Genomic DNA, 25,090 nt, shown 5'->3' with positions numbered 1-25,090 from the left:
CACCTAAGGAAATCCCCTCGCCCTCTGGGAGAGGGGCAGGGGTGAGGGCGCTGACAGCAAGGGAAAAGAACGGGTTGCCAACAAAGTCACCTGAGCGCCAAAAGAAACGGGGAAATACCGGTCATGCCAGCACTCCCCCGTATTTATATTCACCTGTTGCTTTCCCGCGGGTTCCGCGCGCCTGCAGTTACCCTTTCAGCGCCTGGCGCAGCATGTAGGGGAGTATCCCGCCATTTTGGAAGTATTCGAGTTCGTTCGGGGTATCGATCCTGACCCGGACGGTGAAGGAGCGGCTGCCGCCGTCGGCGGAGCGGGCCTGCACCTCGAGGGTACCGCCAACGCCAAGCTGGGTGATGCCGGCGATGTCGAAGGTTTCGGTACCGGAAATGCCCAGAGATGCAGCGGATTCGCCGGGAAGGAACTGCAGCGGGAGAATTCCCATCCCCACCAGGTTGGAACGGTGGATCCGCTCGAAGCTCTCCGCGATGACCGCCTTGACCCCGAGGAGCCTGGTCCCTTTGGCGGCCCAGTCGCGCGAGGAACCGGTGCCGTACTCCTTGCCGGCGATCACCACGAGTGGAATCCCTTCCTGGGCGTAGCGCATCGCCGCATCGTAGATCGGGAGCTGGTCCCCGGTTGCCGCGCCCGCCTGGAAGTGTACGGTGACGCCGCCTTCAACCCCCGGCACCAGCTTGTTGCGGATGCGGATGTTGGCGAAGGTCCCGCGCATCATCACCTCGTGGTTGCCGCGCCGCGCCCCGTAGGAGTTGAATTCCTCGGGCGGCACGCCCAGCGAGACCAGGTATTTCCCCGCCGGACTGTTCTTCCCTATGGAGCCTGCCGGGGAGATATGGTCGGTGGTGACCGAGTCGCCCAGCAGGGCGAGGGCGCGTGCGCCGGCGATGTCGGCCAGCGGCTCCGGTTCCGCACCGACCTCGGCGAGAAATGGCGGTTCCTTCAGGTAGGTGGAGTCCGCCTGCCACTCGTAGATTTCCCCGGTCGGGGTCTCCAGGGCGCTCCAGAGCGGGTCCCCGGCGAAGACCTCCCCGTAGTTCTTCTGGAACTGGGCCGGAGTCACAAAGCGCGCCACCAGTTCGGCCACTTCCCGGTCGTCGGGCAGAATGTCCTTCAGGAAGACCGGTTCTCCGCCGGTGTCTATCCCCAAAGGCTCCTTCCCGAGGTCCATGGCGATGTTGCCGGCCAGGGCGTAGGCCACCACGAGGGGGGGCGAGGCCAGGTAGTTCGCCTTCACCTGGCTGTTGATGCGCCCCTCGAAGTTGCGGTTGCCCGAGAGGACCGAGGCGACGCAGAGGTCACCCGCGCTCACCGCCTCGGCGACATGATCCGGCAGGGGGCCCGAGTTACCGATGCAGGTGGTGCAGCCGTAGCCGACCAGGTGGAAACGCAGGGCCTCCAGGTAGGACATGAGCCCTGAAGCCTCCAGGTAATCGGTGACCACCTTTGAGCCCGGCGCGAGGCTCGTCTTCACCCAGGGCTTCACCTGCAGGCCGCGCCGCACCGCGTTCCGTGCCAGGAGGCCGGCGGCGAAGAGCACCGAGGGGTTCGAAGTGTTGGTGCAGCTGGTGATGGCGGCGATGACCACCGAGCCGTGGGTCAGCTGGTAGCGGGCGCCGTCGGGCTGGGTCACCACCACCCGCCCCGCCCCCGGTTCGAGGGCTGCGAGTTCGGGAGAGAGCGGGTCGGAGCCGCGGGCTATGGCGGCGCCGGCACCGGCCAGGCGTGTCAGGTCCTTCTCGAATGCACTCGCCACCTGGCTTAAGGGGACCCGGTCCTGCGGGCGCGACGGCCCGGCCAGGCTCGGCTCCACGTCGCCCAGGTCGAGCTCTAAGACCGACGAGTAGCTCGCCTCGGGCTGCCCCGGCTCGTGCCAGAGCCCCTGGTCTCGGTAGTACGCCTCGACGAGGCTGGTCAGGCTCTCCCGCCCGGTGAGTTTCAGGTACTCGATGGTCTGCTGGTCCACCGGGAAGACCCCGATGGTCGCGCCGTACTCGGGGGACATGTTGCCGATGGTGGCGCGATCGGCCACCGGGAGCTCCGCCACACCCGGGCCGAAGAATTCGACGAAGCTTCCTACCACCCCGTGTTTCCTGAGCATCTGGGTCGCCGTGAGCACCAGGTCGGTCGCCGTGACCCCGGGCTTAAGTCGCCCGGAGAGCCGGAAGCCCACCACCTGCGGGATCAGCATTGAGCAGGGCTGGCCCAGAAGCGCCGCCTCGGCCTCGATCCCGCCGACACCCCAGCCGACGACCCCAAGGCCGTTGATCATGGTGGTGTGCGAATCGGTGCCGATCACGGTGTCCGGGTAGATGAGGGGATCGCTGCCGCTTTGCTCGAGCGCCATGGTAACCCGCGAGAGGTACTCGAGGTTCACCTGGTGGCAGATGCCGGTCGCCGGCGGCACCACGCTGAAGTTCCGGAAGGCCCCCTGCCCCCAGCGCAGGAACTGGTAGCGCTCGTGGTTTCGGTGGTAGTCGAGCTGCGCGTTCTCCGCGAGGGCGAGCGTGGTCCCGAAACGGTCCACCTGCACCGAGTGGTCGATAACCAGGTCCGCCGGCTGCAGCGGGTTGATGCGCGCCGGATCCCCACCCAGCCGCTTGAGCGCGCCGCGCATGGCAGCCAGGTCGGCCACCGCGGGAACGCCGGTGAAATCCTGCAACAGCACCCGCGCCGGCATGAACTGGATCTCCCGATCCGGCGTCGCCTGGGGATCCCAATCGGCCAGCGCCTCGATATCCTCCCGCTTCACGGTTACGCCGTCCTCGCGGCGCAGCAGGTTTTCCAGCAGGATCTTCAGGGAGAAGGGGAGCCGGGAGAGGTCCTTGCCGGATTTCCGGGCGAAGGCGGCCAGGGAGTAGTAACGGTGTACCACTCCACCGACCAGCAGGCTGCGTTCGGTGTCAAAGCTGTTCAGGTTGGTTTGCGTCATGTCATTACCTCGTGGTGATGGTCTTTCTCGTAGCTGGCAGGCCCGAATCCGGGCCGGGCGAGATGATAGATGGGTGATTCCGGCAGGCGGGAGTTTACTCGTCGACCCAGCTTATGCAGGAGACCGGGCAGAGATCGATCGCCTGGCTCTGGATCTCCTCTTCGGAGGCTCCGGCCGGATCGTAGCACTCCGCCTTGCGGTGCGAGTCGAAGCGGAACACCTGCGGGCAGTTGGTCTTGCAGATGCCGCAGCTTATGCATTCGTCCTTGTCAACCCATGGTTTCCTTGCCATGGTGCGTCCCCCTTTCTGCTCCGTATCGCCAGCACTTGACCGCGGGTGTTCCCTGCGTTATGGTGGTGCCGGCTCGCGGCGGCCCGCTGGTACCGGGACCTCGAAGCTGTCCCGGTGCTCAGTCATTCTGAAGACTTCAGCATATAGGCAAATGGGCTGCCGTCAACCGAAAGGGACTGTTTTTTTGTACTCATCGGACCGGCCGCACTAGTCATAAAGCGCCTTTGTTCCTTGCTGTTTTGTTAACCGTGACCAACCCTTCAGCACCTGGGGCTCCCTTCATTCAGGTACCCCCTTCCGTCACGCTATCAGGTGCACTGTCAGGTCCAGATCGCGAACGCCTGGAAGCATCGGGAGTGTGCGGCAGCAAACAAGGAGTCTTAAATGGAAGGATCCCTTCCCGCCTACTATAGTGTCGGTTCCGGAACTGCCGTGGTGCTCTTGCACTGCACCCTCAGCTCGAAAAGCCAGTGGCGCGCCCTGTGCGGGATGCTGGAGAAAAAGTACCGGGTGATCGCGGTGGACCTCTACGGCTACGGCGAAACCGGGATGCCGGAACAGACCGACAACTACACCCTCTTGAACGAGGCCGAACTGGTGGACCGGCTGCTTAAGAACCTGCTGGCACCGGACGAAGCCTTTCACCTGGTCGGGCACTCCTATGGTGGCGCCGTCGCCCTGCGTTTCGCCTACCAGTTCCCCAAGCGCGTTCGTACCCTCACCATCTTCGAACCGGTTGCCTTCCACCTTTTGGATGCCGGCGACCCCGGTGCGACGCCGGTTCAGGAGATGATGACCGAACTGGCCCGGCTGCTGGAACAAGGCGAACCGGCACAGGCCGCGGCAACCTTCCTCGATTACTGGAGCACACCCGGATCGTTCGCCAACTTCCCGCCCCGGGTGCAGCAGGACTTCGCCCGCAGAACGGACAAGCTCGCCCTCGACTTCCTGGCCCTCACCCGGACTCCCCTCACCCTTACCGATTACAGCCAACTCGCCATGCCGGTCACCGTGCTCGCCGGAACCCAAAGTCCGCTTCCCGCCCAGCGCGTCGCCCAGGAGCTGGCCAAGAGCCTCCCAACCTGTCGTTTGCAGTTCGTGGAGACTGGGCACATGGGCCCGGTGAGTCATCCGGACCTGGTAAACCCGCTCATCGCCACAAGCTTCGACCGCGACACCACGAGCCCCCCGTGCTGCGCCTCCCTCTAGCTTCCAACGCCCCCTGCCACGCCTGACGCCTGACGCCTAGCATCCGGTTGCCCCGCGCCCTTACCCTTCCTGCCAAATTTTCTTTGATGTCCCCGCTCCCCGGGCGGCAGCCCACCGGAAACCCTGACGCTACAGACCCAGCCGTGGCGGCCCCGGGCGCCCGCCCTTGACTTTCTTTCAAAATCCCACAAAATCATTAACTGTTCCTCATCTCGTTCCAATTAGAAGGAGCTGCCATGAAGAGTAGTAAGGCGTGCGGTGTCTGCCCGGATACCCCCTTTTCTGCAACCTTTGCCGGGTCCGGACCGGTGTTCGAGGTCGACCGCTGGGTGCTGCGCGCGTTCTTGAAGGGGATGGGGTCCCCGCGCATCGGGGTAAGGCTGTGGGACGGGGAATGGGCGTCAGGGGACCCGGAGTCGGCGCACCAGCTGTTGATCCGGAGTCGGCGCTCACTCTTAAGGCTCGTGGCCAACCCCCTTTTATGTTTCGGCGACGACTTCAGTGCCGGAACACTCGAGGTTGAGGGTGACCTGGTGGGCTTTCTCGAGGAGATTTACCGGGCGCTGGCGCAGCCGGGTGAGCTGCGGCGCCGCTACGGGCGGCTGTCGCGGCTCAGCAGGTCCTGGTGGGGCAACTCCCTTACCGGCTCACGCCAGAACATCCAGCACCACTACGACTTAGGCAACGACTTCTACCGGCTCTGGCTGGACGACGAGATGCTCTACACCTGCGCCTACTTCCCCGAGTTCGGAGTCACCCTGGAGCAGGCCCAGGCCGCGAAGATGGAGCTTATCTGCCGCAAGCTGCGCCTCAAGGGGGGCGAGCGCGTGGTTGAGGCAGGCTGCGGCTGGGGCGGTCTGGCCCGCTACATGGCCAAAAACTACGGCGCCCGGGTGCGGGCCTTCAACATATCCGCCGAGCAGGTCGCCTACGCCCGCGAGCGTGCCCGCCGCGAAGGGATCTCCGGCGTCGAGTACCTGGAAGACGACTACCGCAACATCTCTGGGGAGTGCGACGTCTTCGTTTCGGTGGGGATGCTGGAGCACGTAGGCCCCAATAACTACCGCAGGCTGGGCGGGGTCATCGACCGGGTGCTCTCCCGAAGCGGCGTGGGGCTCATTCACAGCATCGGCCAGGACGTGGCGCAGCCGATGAGCGACTGGCTGGAGAAGCGGATCTTCCCGGGGAGCTACACCCCGACCCCGCGGGAGATGATGGAGATCTTCGAGCCCTGGGGGTTCAGCGTCCTCGACCTCGAGAACCTGCGCCTGCACTACGCGCGAACCTTGACGCACTGGCTGCGGCGCTTCGAGGCGCACGCGGCTGAGGTGGAGCAGAACTTCGACGCCAATTTCGTCCGGGCCTGGCGCCTGTACCTGTGCGGCTCCATCGCCAGCTTCGAAACCGGGACCCTGCAGCTTTACCAGGTACTCTTCTCGCGCCAGGGGAACAACGAGATCCCCTGGACCCGCCAGCACCTCATGGACCCGGAAGGGCGTCATGGAACAGTGTGAAGTCCTCATCGTGGGAGCCGGGCCGGCCGGTGCCACCTGCGCACGGGTGCTGGCCCACTGGGGGATCTCGGTCGTACTCATGGACCGGGACCAGTTCCCCCGCGACAAGCCCTGCGCCGGCTGGATCACCCCGAGCGTCCTGGAAACCCTGCGCATCGACCCGGCCCAGTACCGCAGGGGGAGGGAGCTCCAGGAGATCCGGCAGTTCCACGCCGGCCTCATGTTCGGCAGGCAAAACCGCTTCGACTTCGGCACCACGGTAAGCTACGCGATCAGGCGCCGGGAGTTTGACCACTACCTGCTCTTGCACAACAAAAGCCGCACCATCCTGGGCGAAGAGGTGCGCAGCCTGGAGCGGACTCCGGACGGCTGGCTGGTGAACGGCAGGATCCGGGCCCGGCTGGTGGTGGGGGCCGGGGGGCATCACTGCCCGGTGGCACGGGTACTCGGGGCGAAGCCGGCCCAGGAGGAGCCGATCGCCGCGGTGGTTGCCGAGTTCCAGCTGGACCCGGGCGAGCTCGCGAACTCTCCTTTGGCACCCGGACATACCTCGCTCTCCTTTCTCGAAGACGTCAAGGGGTACGGCTGGTTGGTGCGCAAGGGGACGACCCTCAACGTGGGGCTCGGGGTTTTAGGTGGGGCGGAGCTACGCAGCCGGCTTGCGGCATACCTGGAGCACCTGCGCAAATGCGGAGCGCTCCCCGGCACGGCCGAGCTCCCCTTCAAGGGGCACGCCTATCTCCCCTTCCGCGCCGGCAACGGACGCAGGATCGTCGGTGACCGGGCACTGGTAATCGGCGACGCGGCAGGGCTTGCCTACCCGGAGAGCGGCGAGGGGATACTCCCGGCGATAGAATCGGCCATACTGGCCGCGCAGGCGATCCTCTGCGCCTCGTCTGATTACCGTCCGCGCTGGCTCGAGCCCTACGCGACGGCGGTAGCGGAGCGCTTTGCCGTCGCGGCGGGTCCGGTGCACCGCCTGGGGCTGCCGGCCCCGGTGCAGCGCCTGGGAACCCGGTTGTTACTGGGGAACTCCTGGCTCACCCGCCACCTGGTGCTGGATCGCTGGTTCCTGCACCGCGAGCAGCGCCCCCTGGTACCGCGGGCCCTGCCGGAATAGCCGCGCCGCCGGGTCTTCGCCCTGCCCCCGCAATCAAGGAGCCGCACGTGTTCCACTCCGAGCCCGACAGTCAGCTGGCAGGCAGAATTTGCCTGGTCACCGGAGCCACCTCCGGGGTCGGACGCGCCACGGCGCTCGCCTTGGCCCGCCGGGGAGCCACGGTGGTCCTCGCGGCACGCAATCCGCTGAAGGCGCGGGCCACGGTGGCGAGGCTTAGGCGCCAAAGCGGCAACGGTTGCGTTGAAGCGCTGGTAGCGGACCTCTCGGTGCAACAGGAGATTCACCGCATGGTCCGGGAGTTTCGCGAGCGCTACGGGCGGCTGGACGTGCTGGTCAATAACGCCGGTGCCCGCTTTTTGCAACGCTACCTCTCCGCCGACGGCATCGAGATGACCTTCGCCCTCAACCACCTGGGCTACTTCATCCTGACCAACCTGCTGCTCAAGGAGCTTTTGACCGGTATGCCGGGGCGCGTGGTGAACGTGGCGTCGGAGGCGCACCGGCTCTGCGCGGGGATCGACTTCGAGGACCTGCAGGGAGAGATGAACTACGAGGGAAAGGCGGCCTACGCCCAGTCAAAGCTGGCCAACCTGCTGTTCAGCTACGAGCTGGCCCGGCAACTCGACGGTACCGGCGTCGTGGTGAACGCAGTGCACCCGGGGAACGTTATGAGCGGCTTTTCCAGGAACAGCGGCTGGCTCAGCTGGCTGTGCCACGTGGTGGGATCGCTGCGCGCGGGGGAGTTGCGGCTGCCCGGACAGGCGGCGCAGGGGACGGTGTACCTGGCAGGCGCTCCCGAAGCGGCACGGGTCAGCGGCAAGTACTTCATCGACACGGTACAGCACCCCTCGTCCGAAGCCTCGTACGACGGGGTAGCAGCCAGACGCCTATGGGAGGTGAGCCTCAGGCTCGCCAGGTTTGCCGAGGGGTGACACCCGGGAGGAAACGACATGAAAACAACCGCAGCCCTGTCTCTGGCAGTAACGGCGCAGCTTCTGGTTACCCTCACGGCAGCGGGCGCCCCGGCACCCTACTTCCCCTACCAGACCATCGACAAGTACTACAACTCGCCGCAAAACGAGCCACCGGCAGCTCCGGCCCCGGCAGCGGCTCCCCCACCCGCCCCCCCGCAGACCAAGCGGCCGGTGCCGCCGCCCCGCCCCCCCGTGGATGCCGGCAAGCCCGCGCCGATCCAGGCAGCTCCGGAGTTCCTGTTCCCCGCCAAGCTCGGCTTCGGTGTGGCGGTCGGGGTCCCCTACGACCTGGTCTACCTCGACAAGACCTACTACTACTGGTCCAACGGTATCTGGCACCGCTCGACAAGCTACCGGGGGCCCTGGATCAAGACGGGCTATGCCGATCTCCCTGCGGAACTGCGCAAAAAACCACTTTCCCAGATCCGCGCCGAACGCAACGCCGAGTTCAAGAGCTATTGGAAAGATCGCGACAACTACCAGGGGAAGCTCTTTCACCCGGGCCAGGAAGGTAAATGAGGCGTGGTCTCAACTAGACCACGATGCTCCCCCCTCAGGTAAAGCCGGCTCCGGCGGTGCAGGCGTAGCAGTGTTCGCCGACCGCGATCCGGCTCCCCGTTGCGGGCAGAACCTCGAGGTCCGCAACGTGCCGGGGCCCGTCCAGAAGCGGAAGTCCCGTCGCCAGGTTGAAATCGCAGTCGTAGAGCCGCCCCTGCCAGTCGACCGAGAGCTGGCTGCGGCACATGAGCCCGGGAAGACTCGCCGGGTTGAAGCCACCCTCGAGGGTCGCAAGGTACCCCTCCAGGTTCCCCGAGCGCTCGAGAAAGCTGCGGAAGCGCCCCAGGGGGACGTTGGCGAAGCTGTACAGCGCGTTGAAGCTGATGCCGTAGCGACGCCAGAGGTCCTCCCGGAACTTCTTCTCCAGCCCTCGCTGTCCGGCCGGCAGAAAGGCCCCTGCCGGGTTCGAGACCAGGTCCAGAACCAGCCCGCTCCCCTCCCGCCCGTACCCCAGCTCGTTCAGGCGCTTCAAAACGGCAAGGCTCGTCTCCCAGACGCCGGTGCCGCGCTGCGCCTCGGTCTGCTTCAGGTTACTCGCCGGCAGTGAGGCGACCAGTTCCACCTTAAGCTCGCGGTAGAGCCTCATATGCGCTTCGCCACGCTCTCCGACAAGGGCGACCAGGTTGCTGCGCAGCACCAGCCTACCGGTATGGGGGGCCAGGTTTCGGATCAGGTACTCGAGATCCGGCACCAGTTCCGGCGCACCACCGGTGATGTCGATGCTGGCAAAGGAAAAGCGCCGTGCCAGGTCGATCACCGCATCCATGGTGGGACGCTCCATCACCTCGTCGCGCCCGGGGCCCGCCTCAAGGTGACAGTGCCGGCAGCTCAGGTCGCAGCGCAACCCTACGTTCACCTGCAGCGCCACGGTACGGTCCCGGGCAAGCTCGAGTCCCAGCCGCACGAGCCGCTCGGCAAACGGCTCGCCGACCACCTTGTCCTCCCTCTCCTCGCTCATCGGGCTCCCTTTTACAGTGACAGCTTCTCGGCAATCTTGCGCATCTGCACCCCGTGCACCAGCGATGCCCCGCCCCTGATGGCGGTCGCCACGTGCAACGCCTCGGTCATCTCTCCCAGGTTGGACCCCTTCTCCAGGCAGGCCCGGGTGTAGGCGTCGATGCAGTAGGGGCACTGTACGGTATGCGCCACTGCCAGGGCGATGAGCGCCTTCTCCCGCTCGCTCAGCTCCCCCTCAGCGAACACCGCGCCGTAGTAGTCGAAGAATTTACCGGCAAGTTCCGGGGCATCCTTGCCGATGTCGCCGAACTTCGCCAGGTCACTGGGGTCATAGTAACTCTGCATGGGTCACTCCTTGAGATGTGCAGGATCCAAGAGCCGGCCGCGGGCCGCGGGCTGACAGGTGGTGTGGCAGGATAACGGATTTGCCCGACGCCGTAAAGTCCTCTCCTTAACCAGGCCAGATTCGCGGAGCAGACGGCCATGAGTCCTGGCTTACGTGTCACTACGATGATCCTGACAGGATTGCGGCTGATTGTCTGGCAAGCCTCCATGACAACCATAGGGATCGAACCAGGCAACATCTGGCTGCAAACCTCTGTAGCTGAACCTGTTTCAAAGAAGATACTCAGTAGTCGAATCCTTGTGAGTGTGCACCATCTGGAAGATTCTCAAAAAGCCCATTTAAGTTTGTGGCTTGAAATGCCGAGAACAACCACTATACTTGAGCCCAATTTGCACAAGCAATCCGGGAGGAAGCATGGAAAATGATGGCAGGAGAAAATTTCTCGGTGTGTGCCTGGCGGGAGCCTCGGCTGCCGCGGCAGCCGCCGTGGTGTACCCGGTGTTCCGCTACCTGGCTCCGCGCTCGGACCAGCAGGGCTCCAACAAGATCGAGTTCGCCGAGAGCGATCTCCCCGCCGGCGAAGCGAAGTTCTTCGAGTACGCCGGTTCCTCCGCGGTACTGGTGAAGACCTCGGCCGGTGCCGTAGTAGCCCTCTCCGCGGTCTGCACCCACCTGGGGTGCATCGTACAGTGGGAAAAGGACAAGCAGGATTTCCTCTGCCCCTGCCATGCCGGCCGCTACACCCCCGACGGCACCGTGGTCTCGGGGCCGCCCCCCAGACCCCTCGCCAAGATTCCCGTCTCCGTCGCCAACGGAAAGATTACTGTCGGTTAACTCCTGACCTGCCAACGGAGGTTCCATGGCCCTGATAAAAAGGCTGTACAACTGGCTCGACCTGCGCATCGGTGCCAAAGAGATCGTGGAGCAGGAGCTCACCGGCTACCTGCTGCCCAAAAATATCAACGAATGGTACTCGCTGGGGAGCGTACTTTTGGTCATCTTCACCCTACAGGTGGTGACCGGCCTGCTCCTTTTGGTGTACTACGTCCCTGACGCCGAGAAGGCCTTCAAGAGCGTGACCTACATCATGAACGAGCTCCCCTACGGCTGGCTGATCCGGCTCTGCCACGCGGTGGGCTCCAACATGATGGTCGCGGTACTCATCATGCACATGCTCTCCACGCTGTTCATGAAGAGCTACAAGAGCCCGCGCGAATTAAACTGGCTCACCGGGTTTATGCTCTTCACCCTGGTGCAGGGGATCTCGCTCACCGGCTACCTCCTCCCCTGGAGCCAGCTCTCCTTCTGGGCCACCACGGTTGCCACCAACTCGGCGGCGGCCATACCGGTGGTCGGACCCTACCTGGTAGAGTTCCTGCGCGGCAGCAAACTGGTCGGCCCCGCCACCCTGGGGCGCTTCTTCGCGCTGCACGTCGGGGTGATCCCCGCGGTGATCGCGGGCCTCATCGGCGCCCACCTGTTCTGCCTGAAGCGGACCGGCATCTCGACGCCCCCCTTCGGTGCCAACACAGAAACCGGCACCCACTGGTCGCCGGAGCACTACCGCTACGAGAGCCACCCCGGCGGGATCCCGTTCTTCCCGAACTACGCCCTGCAGGATCTCACCTCGATCAGCGTTTACTTTGCCGTGTTCCTGGCGGTGGTTTTCTTCGCCCCCAACCTCCTGTTCACCCCGGACGCCTTCGTGCCGGCCAACGCCTTCCAGACCCCGGCCCACATCAAGCCGGAGTGGTACTTCCTGGCCAACTACCAGACGCTCAAGATCTTCCCCAGCGAACTGCTCGGCCTCTCGGTGCAGGCCGCCGCGATGACCTTCCTGGCACTGCTGCCGTTTATCGACCGCTCACCCGAACGAAACCCCTTCAAGCGACCGCTGTTCCTGGCCTGCTTCTTCGGCGGGTTCCTGCTCTGGGTCGGACTTTCCGTATGGGGGCACTACTCATGATGATGCGAATCAAGTTCCCGCGCACCCTCCTCGCCACTGCCGCCGTCCTCCTGGGAGTGGGCCTTTTCTGCGGCTCCGCCCGGGCCGAGCAACCCGAGACGGTCTGCATCCAGTGCCACGGTTCCCTGCCCGACCGGCTCGGCGCCCCGGTGAAGCTCTGGCGCACCAGCGTGCACGCCGAAAACGGCATCTCCTGCAACGCCTGCCACGGCGGCGACCCGAAGGATGCCGCCGACGCGATGAACCGCTCGCGCGGCTTTCTGGGCGCCCCCAAGGAGGCTGATATCCCGGCCTTTTGCGGGCGCTGCCATCCGGGGGTCCTCAAGGACTACCTGGCCAGCGCCCACGGCCGTGCCCTGGGTAAGGGGGGCCCCACCTGCGTGACCTGCCACACCAACCACGCGGTGCAGCGGGCCTCGCTCACGATCATAAACGAGAAGACCTGCAGCCGCTGCCACAGCTTCGAGCGGGCCCGGGTGATCCGGGACGCCATGCAGCAGACCGAAGGTTCCATCGTCAGCATCGACCGCAGGATCAAGACCTACCAGTCCCAAGGGGTCGACACCGAGCGGCTCGGCAAGAGCCTCTTCGCGGTGCGCAACCGCTTCCACTCGCTGTTCCACGAGGTGAGCGTCACCAAGGTCCAGGGAGAGTCGGCCCAGATCAACGGCGAACTCGCCAAACTGGACCGCGACCTCAAGGTCATCGAGGAGACCCGTGCCAAGCGCAAGGTCGTGGGCGGCATCGTGGTTGCCGGTGCACTCATCCTGGCGATCCTGTTCCACCTTTTGAAGAAGACCTACGACGAGAAATAGCGACCTTGGTCACCTGATCGGCAAAAAAAGAGCGGCTTTATCCTCCCTGAAGGTAAAGCCGCTCTCGCGTTACCAGCCTCGACCGGACCAGACCGGTGCTACAGATCCCGCCAGACCCTCCCCAGCACCTTGTACTCCGGCATCATCCGGGTGATCTTGAACCCCATCTTGATGAACTCGTTGAGCGAGACGATGCGGTCCTTTCTGATGTAGCAGACCGCCGAGCGGTAGCCCTGGCTGCGCGCCAGGTCTAAAAGTTTTCCGGTCCCCGCCTGCAGGCAGCCCAGCCCCCGAAACGGTACGAAGGTGAAGACGTTCTCCACCATGACCTGGCTCTCCTTGAGGGGGTAGAACTTGGTGCGGTACTTCTTCGCGATCAGGTCGTTTTGTTCCGGGTAGATGAGCGTCTGCATGTAGGCCACCTGGCCGTCGCGACGCATCACGAAGCAGTTCTTGAAGCCGCTCTGGTAAAAGTGCAGGTACCCCAGGACGTCCCGCTTCTCCGCTGCAGTGAGGCTCTCCAGGCTGTCGAGAATACTCTGGACGTCGCACGGGGCGATCGGCTCCAGCGTAAACTTGGCCCCCAATGCCGGAGCCTCGGGCTCGGCCGCCATGAGATTTTTCCTCAGCACGAAGTAGTGGTCCAGGGAAAGCACCCGCGAGCCCAACAGCTTCAGGGAGTTGAATGGACCTAACTCCCTGAGGATCTGCCAGTTGTCGACCCGTGCCGTTTTCGTCATCACTCTCCTCTTCTCCCCTGCCCTGCCGCGCCTGCCTGCACCTTGCCTCAGGCCGGTTCCGGTACGAGTGCCTGTGCGGCCTCCTGCTCGAAGTCGAACGTGCCCCGTTTGTTGCGCACAAACGCCGAGACCTTGCCGATCGAGTCGAGATTGTCCGGGATCAGTTCGGCATCCTCGATGCTGATCAGGTACCTATCCTGTAAAAACGAGACCAGCTGCAGGATCCCCGTGGAATCCACGATCCCCTCCTCGAGAAACGAGCTGTCGTCTTTAAGACCGCCATCTTCCCCGAAGAGAAAGGTATCGACGATGAACTGCCTGATTTCCTCCTGAAGTCTCATGTGGGTGTCCTCCCTTGGTTCCTGGCCAGCTCACTCCTCCTGCCACTCCACCCGGTCCACCAGAAGCGGCGGCAGGTGCAGGTAGCGTGTGGTGGCCCGCTTGACGTCGATGTCCCGATACACCAGTTCGACCTGCTGTTCGGTGATCCCGAGCGCCGCGGCCACCTCGAGAGCCGGCACGGCGTGGTTCTTCCCGAACAGGCAGAGGTCCATCTGGTCGAAAGGGAGTGAAAAGTAGAACTCGTCCTGCCCCTGGGTGAGCGAGTAGGTGTCGGTGGTCGGGCGTCTGCGCCTGATCTCCTCGGGGATGCCCAGGTACTCCGCCACCTGGTACACCTGGGTCTTGTAGAGGTGCGCGATCGGCTTGAGATCGGCGGCCCCGTCCCCAAGCTTCACGAAGAACCCCTGGTCGTACTCCAGGCGGTTCGGTGTGCCGGCCACGGCGTAGTGCAACCGGTCGGCATGGTAGTACTCCAGCATCTTCCTGATGCGCTGTTTGAAGTTGGTCGCTGCGACGATCTCCAGGTAGGGCTTGAAGGGGAGCCGTCTTTTCAACTGGGCGCCGTCCGGGGCCTGCACCACGATCGAGAAGGCGGTGATGGTGGCACTTGCCGTGATGCCGCTCGTGACGATCTTCGATTTCCACCCGGCCCCGTACTCCGGCACCACCTGGCGCACGGCATCCTCGTACTTGCGGTAAAATCCGACCGATTCCAGGGTGTCCGAGATCTCCTCCCGGACCGTTTGGATCCCCAGGGTGCCGGCCACGCTGCTGCTGAGTCTCAGGCTCTCCTCGGCCGAGTGGCGCTCGGGCATCTCCAGACCCAGTACCCGTTCCGTCCCCAGGGCCCGGGCAGCCAGGGCGGCGGTGACGCTGGAGTCTATCCCGCCGGAAAGTCCCACCACCAGGCCGCGCCGCTTGACCTGGGAAAGCATGAGTTCCCGGATACGCCGGCAGATACGGTCAACCTCGAGTTCGGGGTTGAGGTGCAGAAGGTGCCGGGAGAAAGGGGTGCTACCGTTCATGGATGTACCTCCTCGTCTGCGGCCCCGGGTTGCACTGCTTGAGGCCGCACGGAGCCGGCGTCTGCGCCCAGGGAGTGAAAGAGCGCTAGGCAGCCCGGTCGGTCGGTCTTGCTGCTGGGATACTTGGGAAGCGCCTGGACGAACCGGATCTCGCCGGGGAGCTTGTGGCGCGGCAGCCGGTCCAGGCAGCAGGCCAAGATAGTCCCCGCCGGGGTCTGCGCGTCAAGCGGCACTGCCAGGGCCACCAGCCGTTTACCCAGGAGTTCGTCCTGCACGCCGAGCACCGCGACCTCGAGGAGCTGGCCGCTCGCCATCAGGGCGTCCTCGATCTCCTGCGGGTCGATGCGGTGCCCGCCAACCTTGAGCAGGTCGTCCTTGCGGCCGGTGACGTAGAGGTAGCCGTCTGCATCCTGGTAGCCCAGGTCGCCGGTGTGGTAGCCGTTGCGGTCCAGGGCCCGCGCGGTCGCCTCGGGGTCGCGCCAGTAGCCGAGCATGATGTTTGCGCCACAGGCGACGAGCTCCCCCGACTCTCCCTGAGCCACTTCGCGCCCCTGGTCGTCCACCACCCGCATGGTGACCCCGGGTATCGGTCTGCCGATCGATTCCATCTTTTCCCGAAGCCGCTCCGGCTCCACGTAGCTCAGCCGTGCCGCGGCCTCGGTGGCACCGTACATCACGAAGAGCCTGGTGTGCGGCGGCAGCACCTGGATGAGCTGTTCCTTGATCTGCCGCGACATATGGCCGCCGGCCTGCGTACAGTAGCGCAGCTCGGAGAGCCGGTCCCGGAAGGCCGCCAGAGGCGAGCGGTGCAAGAGGTAGGCGTAGGTCGCCGGGACCCCGGAGAAGCCCGTTACCCTTTCGGACGCCATCTGGGCGATCACCGAGGCGGGATAGGCGAAGTTGTTGTTCAAGACCAGCGTCCCCCCCACCGCAACATGGGTGTTCAAGAGCGACTTTCCCATCACGTAGAACAAGGGGAGCACCACCATCTGGATATCCCGCTCGGTCAACCCGAGGTAGGCCACGATGGAATCGGTGTTGGCAACGATGTTACGGTGCGACAGCATCACTCCCTTCGGTTTTCCCGTGGAACCGGAGGTGTAGATGATGCTCGCCAGCCGGTCCGGCGTTCCGGAGTAGCTGGGGTCGTCCGGCTCACCCTGTTCCAGGGCCTGCTCCCACACGACGATCCGGGCATGCTCTCCGCTCCAGGCAAGCCCCGGTTCCTTCACCAGGACCAGCGAGATCCCCAGGCTGTCCGGATCGCACTCCCTGAGGGCGTGCTCCGCTTTCCGGCTCACGATCACCACCCGCGGCTCCAGCTCCCGCAAAAGCTCTTTAAGCCCTTCGGCCTTAAGTTCCGGGTTGAGCGGTACCGCAACCGCTTGGGCTTTCAGAATCCCGTAGTAGCTCACCACGTAGCTTTGGCTGTTCTCCAGGAGCATTACGACCCGCTCTCCGGCAGTCACCCCCTGTTGCAATAAAAAGCTTGCCAGGCGGTTTGCCTCCTGGTTCAGCCTGCCGTAGCTTACCCGTTCGCTGTCGTGGACCAGCGCGATCCGCTGGGGATGCAAACGTGCGCTGTTCTCAAGCAGGTGGTGGACCGATCTCTCGCTCATGACCAGATCTCCTCTTTCTTCAGCGAGCACCGGGGCCGGCGTCCGCTCCGCCGCGCCGCACCACCCGGTCCGGAGACAGTCGGCCCAGCGAGCGCAGCCGCTCACCCTTGACGAACTGCTCGTGCAGTATCTGTGTGGAGAGTGCTCCGATGAGTGCCATGTTATGGAACTCGCTGGAGAGACCTGTCGGCGTATTCAGGAACTTCGCGTAGAGCCGGGCCACCTTTTGCGGGTTGAAGTAGCCACTTTGCCTGAGGCTCGACTCGGAGAGCAGATCGTCGACATAGTCACGGGGGGCCAAGGGTGAAAAGAGCTCCCGGATCGGAGCACGGTAGGGCTGCTTGTTGCGGTTGCCGATGCTCTCCGGAATAAGCCCCTTGAAAGCCCGCTTGAGCAGGTACTTCTCCTTGAGTCCCCTGAGCTTCCAGCGCGCCGGGAGCCTGAAGGCAAAATCGATGACGCGGTAATCGAGAAAGGGGTGCCGCATTTCAACGGAGTGGGCCATGCCGACCCGGTCCCCCTGGGAAGAGAGCAGGAACCCGCCAAGAAAGAGCTCCATCTCCAGGTGCTGAGCCCTTGCCAGCAGGTCGCGCTCACCGAAGTGCTCCGGCAGGGTCTCCGCCAACCGGGCCAAGGGATCGTAGACTGCCAACTCGCTGCGGCAGTCGTCGGAGAGGAAGGTGAGGTTCTTGCGGCTGTTTTCCCAGCGGATCTCGTGGGAAAAGAACGGGGACGCCGTGCCCTGATCCCGCACCGCAAAGAACTCCTGGAGGTAGTGGCGCTCGCGGCTCGGGTTGCTGAAGATGTAGGGATAGAGTTTCTCCAGGAGCAGGGGCCGGCGCTGCGAGCCGGGGTACCGGGACCAGAACTGCCGTATCTTGGCTTCCTTGAAGATGTTGTACCCCCCAAGGATCTCGTCTGCCCCCTCGCCGGAAAGGACCACCTTGTACCCCTCGTCGTGCACCAACCGGGAGAGCAGGAACATCGGCACCGGTGCGGTACGCAGCATCGGCTTTTCACAATGCCACACCGTGTCGGGGAAGGCCGCACGGATCTCGTCGTTACCCACCAGGACCTGGCGGTTGTCCGTCCCGAGGTGGTCGATGAGCTCTCGCTGGTACCGGGTCTCGTCGAAGGAGGCGGCCTGGAACCCCAGCGAAAAGGTCTTCAGGTGGCTGGTTCCCTGCCGGGAGATCAGGCTCGCGATGATGGACGAATCGAGTCCGCCGCTCAGGTAAGCCCCCACCGGCACGTCGGCCCTCAGCCTGAGCCTGACCGCGTCGGTAAGCAGTTCGCGCAACTGCTCGGCCGCCTCTTCGGGGTCGTGCAACGCGGGGTCGCTCGGGTAGAACGGGATCTGCCAGTAGGGCTGGGGAACCGACGGTCTTCCCTTTTGGGCCACCAGGAAATGGCCCGGTGGCAGTTCTCTCACCCCTTCGAAGACAGTGCGGCCCGGCAGGGTCGTCCAGAGCGTGAAGACCTCGGCAAGCGCTTCAAGGTCCAGCGCCCGCGACCCCTCAAGTGCCAGAATGGCCTTTATCTCGGAGGCGAAGCAGAGCCTTTCCGGGGTGTCGAGGTAGAAAAGCGGGCGAATACCGACGCGGTCCCGGGCCAGAAACAGTTCCTGCTTGTTGCTGTCCCAGATGGCGAAGGCAAACTGCCCGTTGATGCGTTGCAGGCAAGACGTTCCGTACTCCTCGTACAGATGCAGGAGCACCTCGGTATCGGTTGAGGTGGAAAACCGGTGCCCTTTCTCTACCAACTCCCCCTTGAGCTCGAGGTAGTTGAAGGCCTCACCGTTGTAGACGATCCACAAGGTGCCGTCCTCGTTACCGATCGGCTGGATCCCATCCCCCAGGCCGATGATGCTCAGCCGCAGGTTGCCCATGGCAAGGTGCGGGTCCAGATAGACCCCGGACTGGTCCGGACCGCGGTGTCGCAGTGGTGCCATCATGGCGCTTATCTGTTCCAGATCGGGTCCGCGACCGATCGCGCGGCTCATTATTCCGGCAATGCCACACACGTAATTTTCCTCCCACTACCGCGGGCCCACCCTAACCTGCGATAGCTGCTGCTATTCGGGGAAGCGCCCTCCAACATCCAAGACGCATTAACACATTAATGCTTTCAAATACGGCCCCACCAACTATACCAACGACTCTTCGGTTAGCAATTGGAGCGGAGGGGTTTTTTGTGGTGCAGGACAGCAAGGTATGCTGTCGTGGTGGGACTTTTCAGACGCAGTCGGGTGGCTTGAACGCCGGGTGGGTGGGGTTGTCCGGGACGTCAGGGATTCTCGTTCAGTACGTGTTCTAGATAGTCACGGTAGCTGGACGCGGGCATGCCGGAAATGGTGCGCGCCATGGTCGGGGTGTCTATGTACCCCATCCGGTAGGCCACCTCTTCGAGGCAGGCGATTTTGAGGCCTTGGCGCGCCTCGAGGGTGCCGATAAAGGTGCTTGCTTCCAGGAGGCTTTCGTGGGTACCGGTATCAAGCCAGGCGATACCTCGCCCCAGTGCCTCAACCCGCAGGCATCCCCTGCGTAGGTACTCCAGGTTTACGTCCGTGATCTCGAGCTCGCCACGCGCCGAGGGACGGAGCGACCTGGCAATGGGTACCACCTCGCGATCGTAAAGGTACAGCCCGGGGATGGCGTAGTTGGACTTCGGGTGCTTTGGCTTTTCCTCGATACCGGTAACTCTCCCCTGGGCGTCGAAGCTGATTACCCCGTAGCGTTGCGGATCGGTGACGGGATACCCAAAGACCGCTGCGCCGAGGTCGAAATCGGCGACAATCCGGTCCAGGCCGATCTTGCCGTAAAAGATGTTGTCACCCAGGATGAGACAGACCGAGTCGCCGGCTATGAACTCCTCCCCCAAGAGGAAGGCTTGAGCGATGCCACGTGGTTGCGGTTGCTCGCAGTAGCTTAAGTTCACCCCCCACTGGCGACCGTCCCCGAGCAGGGCCTGGAACCGCGGTAGATCCTGGGGGGTGGAGATGATCAGCACCTCCCTGATCCCGGCCATGAACAGTACCGATAGCGGGTAATAGATCATAGGCTTGTCGTACACCGGCTGCAGTTGTTTGCTGGCAACCAGGGTCAGGGGGTAGAGCCGTGTTCCAGCTCCTCCAGCCAACACGATCCCCTTTTTGATTCCGCCCATGCCGCACCTCTACCGGAAGTTTTGCACCCATGGAAGCCTACATTGGAGATATCAAATGTCAAGAAATGGTGGTCGGGAGAGCCCCTGCAGCATCAGCCGATGCGGTGACCGGCGTCACAAACTTTTCTCCGCCAACCGTGCTACCGTCTCTCCAACGCAAAAAACGAATAGTTCGATACACGACAATACTAAAACTTCTGCGAGGAAGTGGCGGAAAGCCTATTGGGTCTCACCGAGACAGCCGGGTTGCCGAAATATCACCAGCACTGATATCGGCCCCGGCATTTTTGCGTCCACAGGGCAGACAGCCCGTAGCGGGCCAGCAAAAAGGAGCAGCGATGAAACAAGCGGCACGTACTGCAAAAGAGAGCAACTGGCCTCGGCGTCCAGCCGAAGCAAGCCGGCAGCGGCAGGTTGCAGCAGCGAAGCACCTCATTCCGGCAGACCTTTCAGGGAGGAAGTAGATTCTATGGGTAAAAGCAGCTGGTATGGCAACCTCACGGTCCTGACCCGCCTGGCGTATCTCGCCCTCTTCATCATCGGCATAACGACCGCCACCCTGTCTTTTGGTGCGGGGAGCGCGCAGGCTGCGCAGGTTGCACTGTCCTGGAGCACCCCGGCCACATACTCCGACGGCACGCCACTCACCACCCTGCGCGGCTACAAGCTCTACACCGGAACCGCCTCGGGAAGCTACGGGACCGGGGTCGACCTCGGCAATGTCAACTCGTACACGTTGACCGGCCTCAACGACGGAACCACGTACTATTTCGCGGTTACCGCCTACAGCTCAGCTGGTGATGTCAGTGGCTACTCAAATCAGGTGAGCTACTCCACTCCGGCTGCCGCTACACAGAACAGCACCTGCACCGTGACCGCCTCAGCCGGGACTGGCGGCAGCATCTCCCCGACCGGCACCACGGTTCTCTCCGGGGGCGTTAGCCAGAGCTACACCGTCACCCCGAATGCCGGGTACTACGTGGCGAGCGTCACGGTGGACGGTGCCGCCGTGGTCAAGAATATCGTCGGCGGCCTGGGCTACAGCTACACGTTCACGAATCTCGCAGCATCGCACACCATTGCTGCGAGCTTCGCGGTCCGCTCCTACCACCTCGTCTCCACTGCCGGCACCGGAGGGAGCGTAACCCCAGCGGACGCCTGGGTGCAGTACCAGGGATCCCAGGCCATCGCCATCACCCCGGCCACCGGTTACCAGGTAGCCGACGTGCAGGTGGATGGGAAATCGGCAGGAGCCGTCAGCAGCTATACCTTCAGTAGCCTCAATGCCGACCATACCCTGAACGCCACCTTCGCCCAAGGTTACACCATCACCGCCTCTGCAGGGAGCAACGGCAGCATCACCCCGGCAGGCGCCACTGCCGCCAGCGCCGGGAGTTCCAAGACCTATACCATCACCCCGAACACCGGGTACTACGTCTCGAGCGTGGTGGTGGACGGCACCACCGTGGCGAGCAACATCCCCAGCGGCGGCTACAGCTACACCTTCAGTAACCTGGCTGGCAACCACACCATCTCCGCCACCTTCGGCATCCGCTACTACAACATCGTGGCGACGGCCGGGACCGGCGGCACCATCACCCCGGGGAACACCTGGGCACTCTACAACAGCTCTCAGACCGTGACCATCACCCCGGCCTCCGGGAAGAAGATCGCCTCGGTAACTGTCGACGGGGTTTCGGTTGGAGCGGTGCCAAGCTACACCTTCACCAACATAAGCCAGGGCCATACTGTCCAGGCAAGCTTCCTCTAACCACCCCTGCTGCACACCGGCAAGAGGCGCGTGATGAAGTAGATTCGCGCCAAGAACTGCGTCGTTGCTGAACCAAGCTGGTTCCGGCTCCCCACCCGGGGCTGCCGGAGCCAGCCACTTCCTCCGGGAGCGGTTGAGCGATCGATTTGAGCACTACAGGAGACCATGATGAGTTTGAAGAAACCCTTATTTGCCGAAAAAATTACCTTTTTTACCTTGCTGGCAACCCTGCTGCTGGGATCCACCAGTTTTGCAGCCACCTATTACGTCGATCCCAACGGCAACGACACTTCCGGCAACGGCAGTTCGACCTCTCCCTGGAAAACCCTTTCCACGGCCTGCTCGAAAGTCACCAGCGCCGGAAACACCATTTACCTCAACGCCGGTAACTACACCGACAACAACCGCTGCAACCTCGCCCCGGGCGTCAACATCCAGGGAGCGGGCAAGAGCCTGGTAACTATCACCAGTGCCTACAGCGGCGGTTACGGCACCGGCTACATCTTCCGGGAGACCGGCCAGACCAGCCCCGTCCCGCACGGCAACAACGACATCAGCGGATTTACCCTCAACGGGAGCAACAAGACACTGAGCTGCGGCATCTGGCTCAGGGGCACCGACTATAACACCATCCACGACATCAAATTCCAGAAGATGAAGTCGCACGCCATTAAGCTTGCCGGTTGGACCTACTGGACCGATTACAACACAACGGCCAACACCCCTCCCGCAGCCTGGGGCTACAACGACGCGGTCTACAACGTCGACATCGACGATTGCACCTCGCAGACCACCCAGACCACTGATGACCGCTACGGCGCAATCGACCTGCAGGCCCTGTCGAACTTCAAGATGTACAACGTCACCATAAACGAGAACTACTCGGCACGCGGCACTGGCGTGAAAGCCGTACCGGGGTGGCTGCAGGGTTTTAAAGGCTACAACCTCAACATCAAGACCAACGTCTACTACTCCGACTCCTTCGTCTTCGAAACCTACAACTTCACCGGGGACTCCGAGATCTACAACTCGACCTTCTTTCAGTCGATCTCGCTTAACGGCGGTGCCAAGAGTCTTGATTCGGGGAGCAGCTGGAACCTCAAGATCCACGATAACACCATCGATCTTTCCCAGATGCAGGTTCAATCGGTGGGGCAGGAGCTTTCCCATCACTGGCTGGACTTCTACAACAACTACATCACCGGCAACAAAGGTATCGCAGCGGGTCTTTGGAGTACCAACTACACGACTGGCTCGGGCGTCTCACACTGGAGATTCCGCAACAACGTCATCTACAACTGCGCCGACGGACTGCAACTCGTGCGGGGAACCAACAGCTACGTGGAGATTTACAACAACATCTTCGACACCATGACGGCGAACCCGTGGGGCGGCAGCGGTATTGACGGCTCCGGCTTTTCCGGCTCACTGTCGGGCGCGAAGATCCAGAACAACCTCGTAATGAATACTCCGGCGGCGCCCATCAGCATCGGCTCATCGCTGACCAATACCCTGGTAGACCATAACTGGTTCTACAATACCGGCAACAGCAACAACATTGCCAACTCCAGCAGCAGCACAACGCAGAGCAACAACACAAAGGGTGTAGCACCGCAAATAACCGGGTCCGGCACTCGTCCGGATCCCTACTATCGTAGCGTTTCCGGTACCGGTAACCTTGTCGATGCAGGGATCAACGTCGGTCTGCCCTACTCCGGTAACGCACCGGACATCGGGGTCTTCGAGGGCAAACGGCTGTCTGCCCCGGTACTGAGCCTCAACTAACGAATCGACCAGCTTCACACGAAAACAGGCCGCTCCTTTAATGGAAGCGGCCTGTTTATTTCTGTGCCCTCCTCGAGGTGCTGATCTCGAATGGAGTTCAAGGCAATCTGCCCCGTTTTTTCTTTATCAAGTCGGCGATCGTGGTCCTTAGTCCTGACGCAGCGATGTTCGAACAGATCTTCCGAAGCAGCAGTGTGGTCCGGTGTGACGAACTCTTCAGCATCGACTCGGGACGCATGCCCCCTGACTTCATGCGTGCCAGTTGCACTTCCCGGGTGTATAGGTCGGGGCGGCGGCTGCTTTTCTGGTTGTGGTGGTAACGGAAGCACGAGAGGAAGGTATCCAGGCGCTTGGGCTGTTGCAGTAGAGCGAGCCTGAGCCACAGGTCGTAGTCCATCGCATAGTGGAAACTGGGATCAACCCCTCCCGCTGCTCGGTACAGCATTTTGGAAAAGAAGGTCGCCTCTTGCGGGATGATGTAGCGCCCATAGTAAAGATCGTCAAAATTGGCGGGAATCGCTATCCTCTTTCGCAGGAGGGCATCCTGGGCGTCGACGATGAAGACATGGCCATAGAAGAATTCTTGTCCCTCTTCGTACGCCTGCACGACCTGGCGCAAGGCTCCGGGCAGGTACATGTCATCGGAATTGAGCCACCCCAGGATCTCACCGGTAGCGAGAGCAAATCCCTTGGCAATGGCGTCGGATTGCCCTTTGTCCTTCTCGACGATCACCCGAGCACACCCATTATACTCTTTCGCTATTTCAGCAGATCCATCAGTCGAACAACCATCTACGATGATGTACTCGAGGTCGACGTCCTGGCTGAGGACACTCTCGATGGTTCTTCGTACGTACTGTGCCTGGTTATATGACGGTGTGACGATACTGATCTTTGCCATGTGGACTTCTCCAGGAGAGCTGACTGAAGCCTTTTCAGTAGTGACGAGCGTGCCGTCGGTCAGGACGATTTGCGGACTCGGTGCTGATTCTGTAAATAGGAGATCACTCCTAAGAAGCGTCCTTTCATCGCAGGGATGAAATGCTCTCGCAAGGATAATGGGCAGCCTTTGAGGAAACTCAGGAGGAAGGTGGCAGGGCCGGGACACCCCCAGGACCCACCGACAAAAAAATACAGCGCGAAACCAAGTTTTCCGTACCAGCTGAGGTGCTTGAGGCAGATGTAGGTCAGGTTGTGCGCATAGACAAAGCACTCACCTTTGTTCCAGCCTCGTTTCGAATCGATCTTCCTCGGTTCCAGATAGTGGTCAACAATAGAACCCGGGTCGTAGAAGAGTCTGAACCCTTTTCTTTTCACATTGAGCGCAACATCGGTTTCATAGGAGATCGCCGATCCACCGTTGAGCACGAGATCGAAGCTGTTCAACAGGGCCACTTTGCGAAAGGCCATGTTGCATCCAATGAAGCAGTCTGCCTCGATAAGATTGCTATTCGCCACCGAAGGACCGTGGTTCCCTGAGCGGCCAAACCACGAGAGCTTTCCCGGTATCTCAACACGGGGACGGCCGCAGTCTGCAGCGTGAATCCCCTGGAAATGGTTCACGACGGTGCCACCGATCCCACCTACCCTCGGGTCACGGAAGTCTTCCTCCAAACGATACAGCCAATCTTCTCGGGGAATTGCATCATCATCAATGAGACAGAAGATGTCCCCGGTACACTGGTCCAGTGCCGCGATGAGCGGAGGGAGGTGCCCTTCCCGTTGAACCGTTACGACTTTGTGGGGCAGGGGGGGCTGGGCTGACTGTGCCCATTCCATTACAGCATCGATCGAGCCGGTGTCGCTGTCGCGGCACACCACCACAACCTCATCTGGAACTCTGAGTTGTCTTCCTAGAGAGTGCAGCAGATTAGTTAGCTGTGCCTGTCGCTGCCAGGTTGGTATTATGACCGAAATGCTGTTGTTTCTCTGTGGTCCGGCCATG

22 protein-coding genes and 1 riboswitch are annotated in these 25,090 nt (G+C 62.6%); of the genes, 10 read left to right on the top strand and 12 right to left on the bottom strand.

All coding sequences use genetic code 11. The features are described 5' to 3' along the window. Window positions 1-187: 187 nt before the first annotated feature. Window positions 188-2,947 (bottom strand): aconitate hydratase AcnA, encoded by a 2,760-nt coding sequence (gene acnA, locus H7688_RS16330; protein ID WP_183362250.1) that lies wholly within the window; start codon window positions 2,945-2,947, stop codon window positions 188-190. 94 nt (window positions 2,948-3,041) lie between these two features. Continuing rightward, window positions 3,042-3,239 carry a ferredoxin gene (locus tag H7688_RS16325; RefSeq protein ID WP_183362249.1) on the bottom strand — a complete coding sequence of 66 codons (198 nt, stop codon included), beginning with the start codon at window positions 3,237-3,239 and terminating at the stop codon, window positions 3,042-3,044. Between the two features lie 384 nt (window positions 3,240-3,623). On the opposite strand from H7688_RS16325, the gene H7688_RS16320 reads away from it, so the two are divergent. The 5 genes from H7688_RS16320 to H7688_RS16300 all read left to right on the top strand — a co-directional run bounded on the left by H7688_RS16320 (window position 3,624) and on the right by H7688_RS16300 (window position 8,575). Next, on the top strand, window positions 3,624-4,448 hold the full coding sequence (locus tag H7688_RS16320; protein WP_183362248.1) for an alpha/beta fold hydrolase: 825 nt from the start codon (window positions 3,624-3,626) through the stop codon (window positions 4,446-4,448). 236 nt (window positions 4,449-4,684) lie between these two features. Then, entirely contained in the window at window positions 4,685-5,962 is a 1,278-nt protein-coding gene (locus H7688_RS16315) for an SAM-dependent methyltransferase (protein WP_183362247.1), read from the top strand. Further along, window positions 5,949-7,082, top strand: a complete 1,134-nt coding sequence (locus H7688_RS16310; RefSeq protein ID WP_183362246.1) for an NAD(P)/FAD-dependent oxidoreductase — start codon at window positions 5,949-5,951, stop codon at window positions 7,080-7,082. The genes H7688_RS16315 and H7688_RS16310 overlap by 14 nt, the downstream gene beginning before the upstream one ends. A gap of 47 nt (window positions 7,083-7,129) precedes the next feature. Then, a complete protein-coding gene (locus H7688_RS16305; RefSeq protein WP_183362245.1) occupies window positions 7,130-8,014 on the top strand; it encodes an SDR family oxidoreductase in 885 nt (294 codons plus the stop codon). A gap of 18 nt (window positions 8,015-8,032) precedes the next feature. Then, window positions 8,033-8,575, top strand: coding sequence for a hypothetical protein (locus tag H7688_RS16300; protein ID WP_183362244.1), 543 nt, complete (start codon window positions 8,033-8,035; stop codon window positions 8,573-8,575). Window positions 8,576-8,609: 34 nt separating this feature from the next. Here the strand turns inward: H7688_RS16300 and arsS are convergent, their stop codons facing one another. Both arsS and H7688_RS16290 read right to left on the bottom strand, forming a co-directional pair. Next, window positions 8,610-9,572: an arsenosugar biosynthesis radical SAM (seleno)protein ArsS gene (gene arsS / locus H7688_RS16295; protein ID WP_183362243.1), complete on the bottom strand. Its 963-nt coding sequence runs from the start codon at window positions 9,570-9,572 to the stop codon at window positions 8,610-8,612. A gap of 11 nt (window positions 9,573-9,583) precedes the next feature. Next, window positions 9,584-9,916 (bottom strand): arsenosugar biosynthesis-associated peroxidase-like protein, encoded by a 333-nt coding sequence (locus H7688_RS16290; RefSeq protein WP_183362242.1) that lies wholly within the window; start codon window positions 9,914-9,916, stop codon window positions 9,584-9,586. 415 nt (window positions 9,917-10,331) lie between these two features. Between H7688_RS16290 and H7688_RS16285 the strand changes: the two genes are divergently transcribed. The 3 genes from H7688_RS16285 to H7688_RS16275 are packed head-to-tail and all read left to right on the top strand — an operon-like array spanning window position 10,332 to window position 12,698. Next, a complete protein-coding gene (locus H7688_RS16285) occupies window positions 10,332-10,751 on the top strand; it encodes a QcrA and Rieske domain-containing protein (RefSeq protein ID WP_183362241.1) in 420 nt (139 codons plus the stop codon). Between the two features lie 25 nt (window positions 10,752-10,776). Then, a complete protein-coding gene (locus tag H7688_RS16280) occupies window positions 10,777-11,883 on the top strand; it encodes a cytochrome b (protein ID WP_183362240.1) in 1,107 nt (368 codons plus the stop codon). Beyond that, window positions 11,880-12,698, top strand: coding sequence for a cytochrome c3 family protein (locus H7688_RS16275; protein WP_246329839.1), 819 nt, complete (start codon window positions 11,880-11,882; stop codon window positions 12,696-12,698). The genes H7688_RS16280 and H7688_RS16275 overlap by 4 nt, the downstream gene beginning before the upstream one ends. Before the next feature lie 98 nt (window positions 12,699-12,796). Here the strand turns inward: H7688_RS16275 and H7688_RS16270 are convergent, their stop codons facing one another. The 6 genes from H7688_RS16270 to rfbA all read right to left on the bottom strand — a co-directional run bounded on the left by H7688_RS16270 (window position 12,797) and on the right by rfbA (window position 19,589). Beyond that, window positions 12,797-13,438 (bottom strand): GNAT family N-acetyltransferase, encoded by a 642-nt coding sequence (locus H7688_RS16270; protein ID WP_183362239.1) that lies wholly within the window; start codon window positions 13,436-13,438, stop codon window positions 12,797-12,799. Window positions 13,439-13,485: 47 nt separating this feature from the next. Beyond that, window positions 13,486-13,779 (bottom strand): acyl carrier protein, encoded by a 294-nt coding sequence (locus tag H7688_RS16265; RefSeq protein WP_183362238.1) that lies wholly within the window; start codon window positions 13,777-13,779, stop codon window positions 13,486-13,488. A gap of 30 nt (window positions 13,780-13,809) precedes the next feature. Then, the gene (gene nadE, locus H7688_RS16260; protein ID WP_183362237.1) at window positions 13,810-14,805 is read right to left on the bottom strand and encodes an NAD(+) synthase; all 996 of its coding nucleotides are present in this window, start codon (window positions 14,803-14,805) and stop codon (window positions 13,810-13,812) included. Then, a complete protein-coding gene (locus H7688_RS16255; protein WP_183362236.1) occupies window positions 14,802-16,424 on the bottom strand; it encodes a class I adenylate-forming enzyme family protein in 1,623 nt (540 codons plus the stop codon). Before H7688_RS16255 ends, nadE begins: the two co-directional genes overlap by 4 nt. Before the next feature lie 19 nt (window positions 16,425-16,443). After that, a complete protein-coding gene (gene asnB / locus H7688_RS16250) occupies window positions 16,444-18,447 on the bottom strand; it encodes an asparagine synthase (glutamine-hydrolyzing) (RefSeq protein WP_183362235.1) in 2,004 nt (667 codons plus the stop codon). A 263-nt stretch (window positions 18,448-18,710) separates the two neighbouring features. After that, entirely contained in the window at window positions 18,711-19,589 is an 879-nt protein-coding gene (rfbA, locus tag H7688_RS16245) for a glucose-1-phosphate thymidylyltransferase RfbA (RefSeq protein WP_183362234.1), read from the bottom strand. Between the two features lie 177 nt (window positions 19,590-19,766). After that, a riboswitch (cyclic di-GMP riboswitch) is annotated at window positions 19,767-19,843 on the top strand. A gap of 215 nt (window positions 19,844-20,058) precedes the next feature. On the opposite strand from rfbA, the gene H7688_RS16240 reads away from it, so the two are divergent. Beyond that, window positions 20,059-21,360 (top strand): fibronectin type III domain-containing protein, encoded by a 1,302-nt coding sequence (locus tag H7688_RS16240; protein WP_183362233.1) that lies wholly within the window; start codon window positions 20,059-20,061, stop codon window positions 21,358-21,360. Window positions 21,361-21,576: 216 nt separating this feature from the next. Beyond that, on the top strand, window positions 21,577-23,145 hold the full coding sequence (locus H7688_RS16235) for a hypothetical protein (protein ID WP_183362232.1): 1,569 nt from the start codon (window positions 21,577-21,579) through the stop codon (window positions 23,143-23,145). Between the two features lie 97 nt (window positions 23,146-23,242). Here the strand turns inward: H7688_RS16235 and H7688_RS16230 are convergent, their stop codons facing one another. Together H7688_RS16230 and H7688_RS16225 are read right to left on the bottom strand one after the other, a co-directional pair. Continuing rightward, window positions 23,243-24,046 (bottom strand): glycosyltransferase family 2 protein, encoded by an 804-nt coding sequence (locus tag H7688_RS16230; protein ID WP_183362231.1) that lies wholly within the window; start codon window positions 24,044-24,046, stop codon window positions 23,243-23,245. Between the two features lie 59 nt (window positions 24,047-24,105). Then, complete coding sequence (locus tag H7688_RS16225; RefSeq protein WP_183362230.1) at window positions 24,106-25,089, bottom strand: glycosyltransferase family 2 protein; 984 nt, start codon at window positions 25,087-25,089, stop codon at window positions 24,106-24,108. Window position 25,090 lies beyond the last annotated feature (1 nt).

The sequence above is a fragment of the Geomonas limicola genome, from assembly GCF_014193675.1.
Lineage (GTDB): Bacteria > Desulfobacterota > Desulfuromonadia > Geobacterales > Geobacteraceae > Geomonas > Geomonas limicola.
Note: the sequence above shows the minus strand (reverse complement) of the source record. Positions and strands in the feature narration are given on the sequence as shown.

Excerpts from the sequence above, each read along its gene's own strand:
- H7688_RS16240 (WP_183362233.1), top strand. The coding sequence starts at position 20,059 with ATGGGTAAAAGCAGCTGGTATGGCAACCTCACGGTCCTGACCCGCCTG.
- H7688_RS16290 (WP_183362242.1), bottom strand. The coding sequence starts at position 9,916 with ATGCAGAGTTACTATGACCCCAGTGACCTGGCGAAGTTCGGCGACATC.
- H7688_RS16225 (WP_183362230.1), bottom strand. The coding sequence starts at position 25,089 with ATGGCCGGACCACAGAGAAACAACAGCATTTCGGTCATAATACCAACC.
- arsS (WP_183362243.1), bottom strand. The coding sequence starts at position 9,572 with ATGAGCGAGGAGAGGGAGGACAAGGTGGTCGGCGAGCCGTTTGCCGAG.
- H7688_RS16310 (WP_183362246.1), top strand. The coding sequence starts at position 5,949 with ATGGAACAGTGTGAAGTCCTCATCGTGGGAGCCGGGCCGGCCGGTGCC.
- H7688_RS16265 (WP_183362238.1), bottom strand. The coding sequence starts at position 13,779 with ATGAGACTTCAGGAGGAAATCAGGCAGTTCATCGTCGATACCTTTCTC.
- H7688_RS16230 (WP_183362231.1), bottom strand. The coding sequence starts at position 24,046 with ATGGCAAAGATCAGTATCGTCACACCGTCATATAACCAGGCACAGTAC.
- rfbA (WP_183362234.1), bottom strand. The coding sequence starts at position 19,589 with ATGGGCGGAATCAAAAAGGGGATCGTGTTGGCTGGAGGAGCTGGAACA.
- H7688_RS16320 (WP_183362248.1), top strand. The coding sequence starts at position 3,624 with ATGGAAGGATCCCTTCCCGCCTACTATAGTGTCGGTTCCGGAACTGCC.
- H7688_RS16270 (WP_183362239.1), bottom strand. The coding sequence starts at position 13,438 with ATGACGAAAACGGCACGGGTCGACAACTGGCAGATCCTCAGGGAGTTA.
- H7688_RS16280 (WP_183362240.1), top strand. The coding sequence starts at position 10,777 with ATGGCCCTGATAAAAAGGCTGTACAACTGGCTCGACCTGCGCATCGGT.
- acnA (WP_183362250.1), bottom strand. The coding sequence starts at position 2,947 with ATGACGCAAACCAACCTGAACAGCTTTGACACCGAACGCAGCCTGCTG.
- H7688_RS16285 (WP_183362241.1), top strand. The coding sequence starts at position 10,332 with ATGGAAAATGATGGCAGGAGAAAATTTCTCGGTGTGTGCCTGGCGGGA.
- H7688_RS16325 (WP_183362249.1), bottom strand. The coding sequence starts at position 3,239 with ATGGCAAGGAAACCATGGGTTGACAAGGACGAATGCATAAGCTGCGGC.
- nadE (WP_183362237.1), bottom strand. The coding sequence starts at position 14,805 with ATGAACGGTAGCACCCCTTTCTCCCGGCACCTTCTGCACCTCAACCCC.
- H7688_RS16300 (WP_183362244.1), top strand. The coding sequence starts at position 8,033 with ATGAAAACAACCGCAGCCCTGTCTCTGGCAGTAACGGCGCAGCTTCTG.
- H7688_RS16315 (WP_183362247.1), top strand. The coding sequence starts at position 4,685 with ATGAAGAGTAGTAAGGCGTGCGGTGTCTGCCCGGATACCCCCTTTTCT.
- H7688_RS16255 (WP_183362236.1), bottom strand. The coding sequence starts at position 16,424 with ATGAGCGAGAGATCGGTCCACCACCTGCTTGAGAACAGCGCACGTTTG.
- H7688_RS16275 (WP_246329839.1), top strand. The coding sequence starts at position 11,880 with ATGATGATGCGAATCAAGTTCCCGCGCACCCTCCTCGCCACTGCCGCC.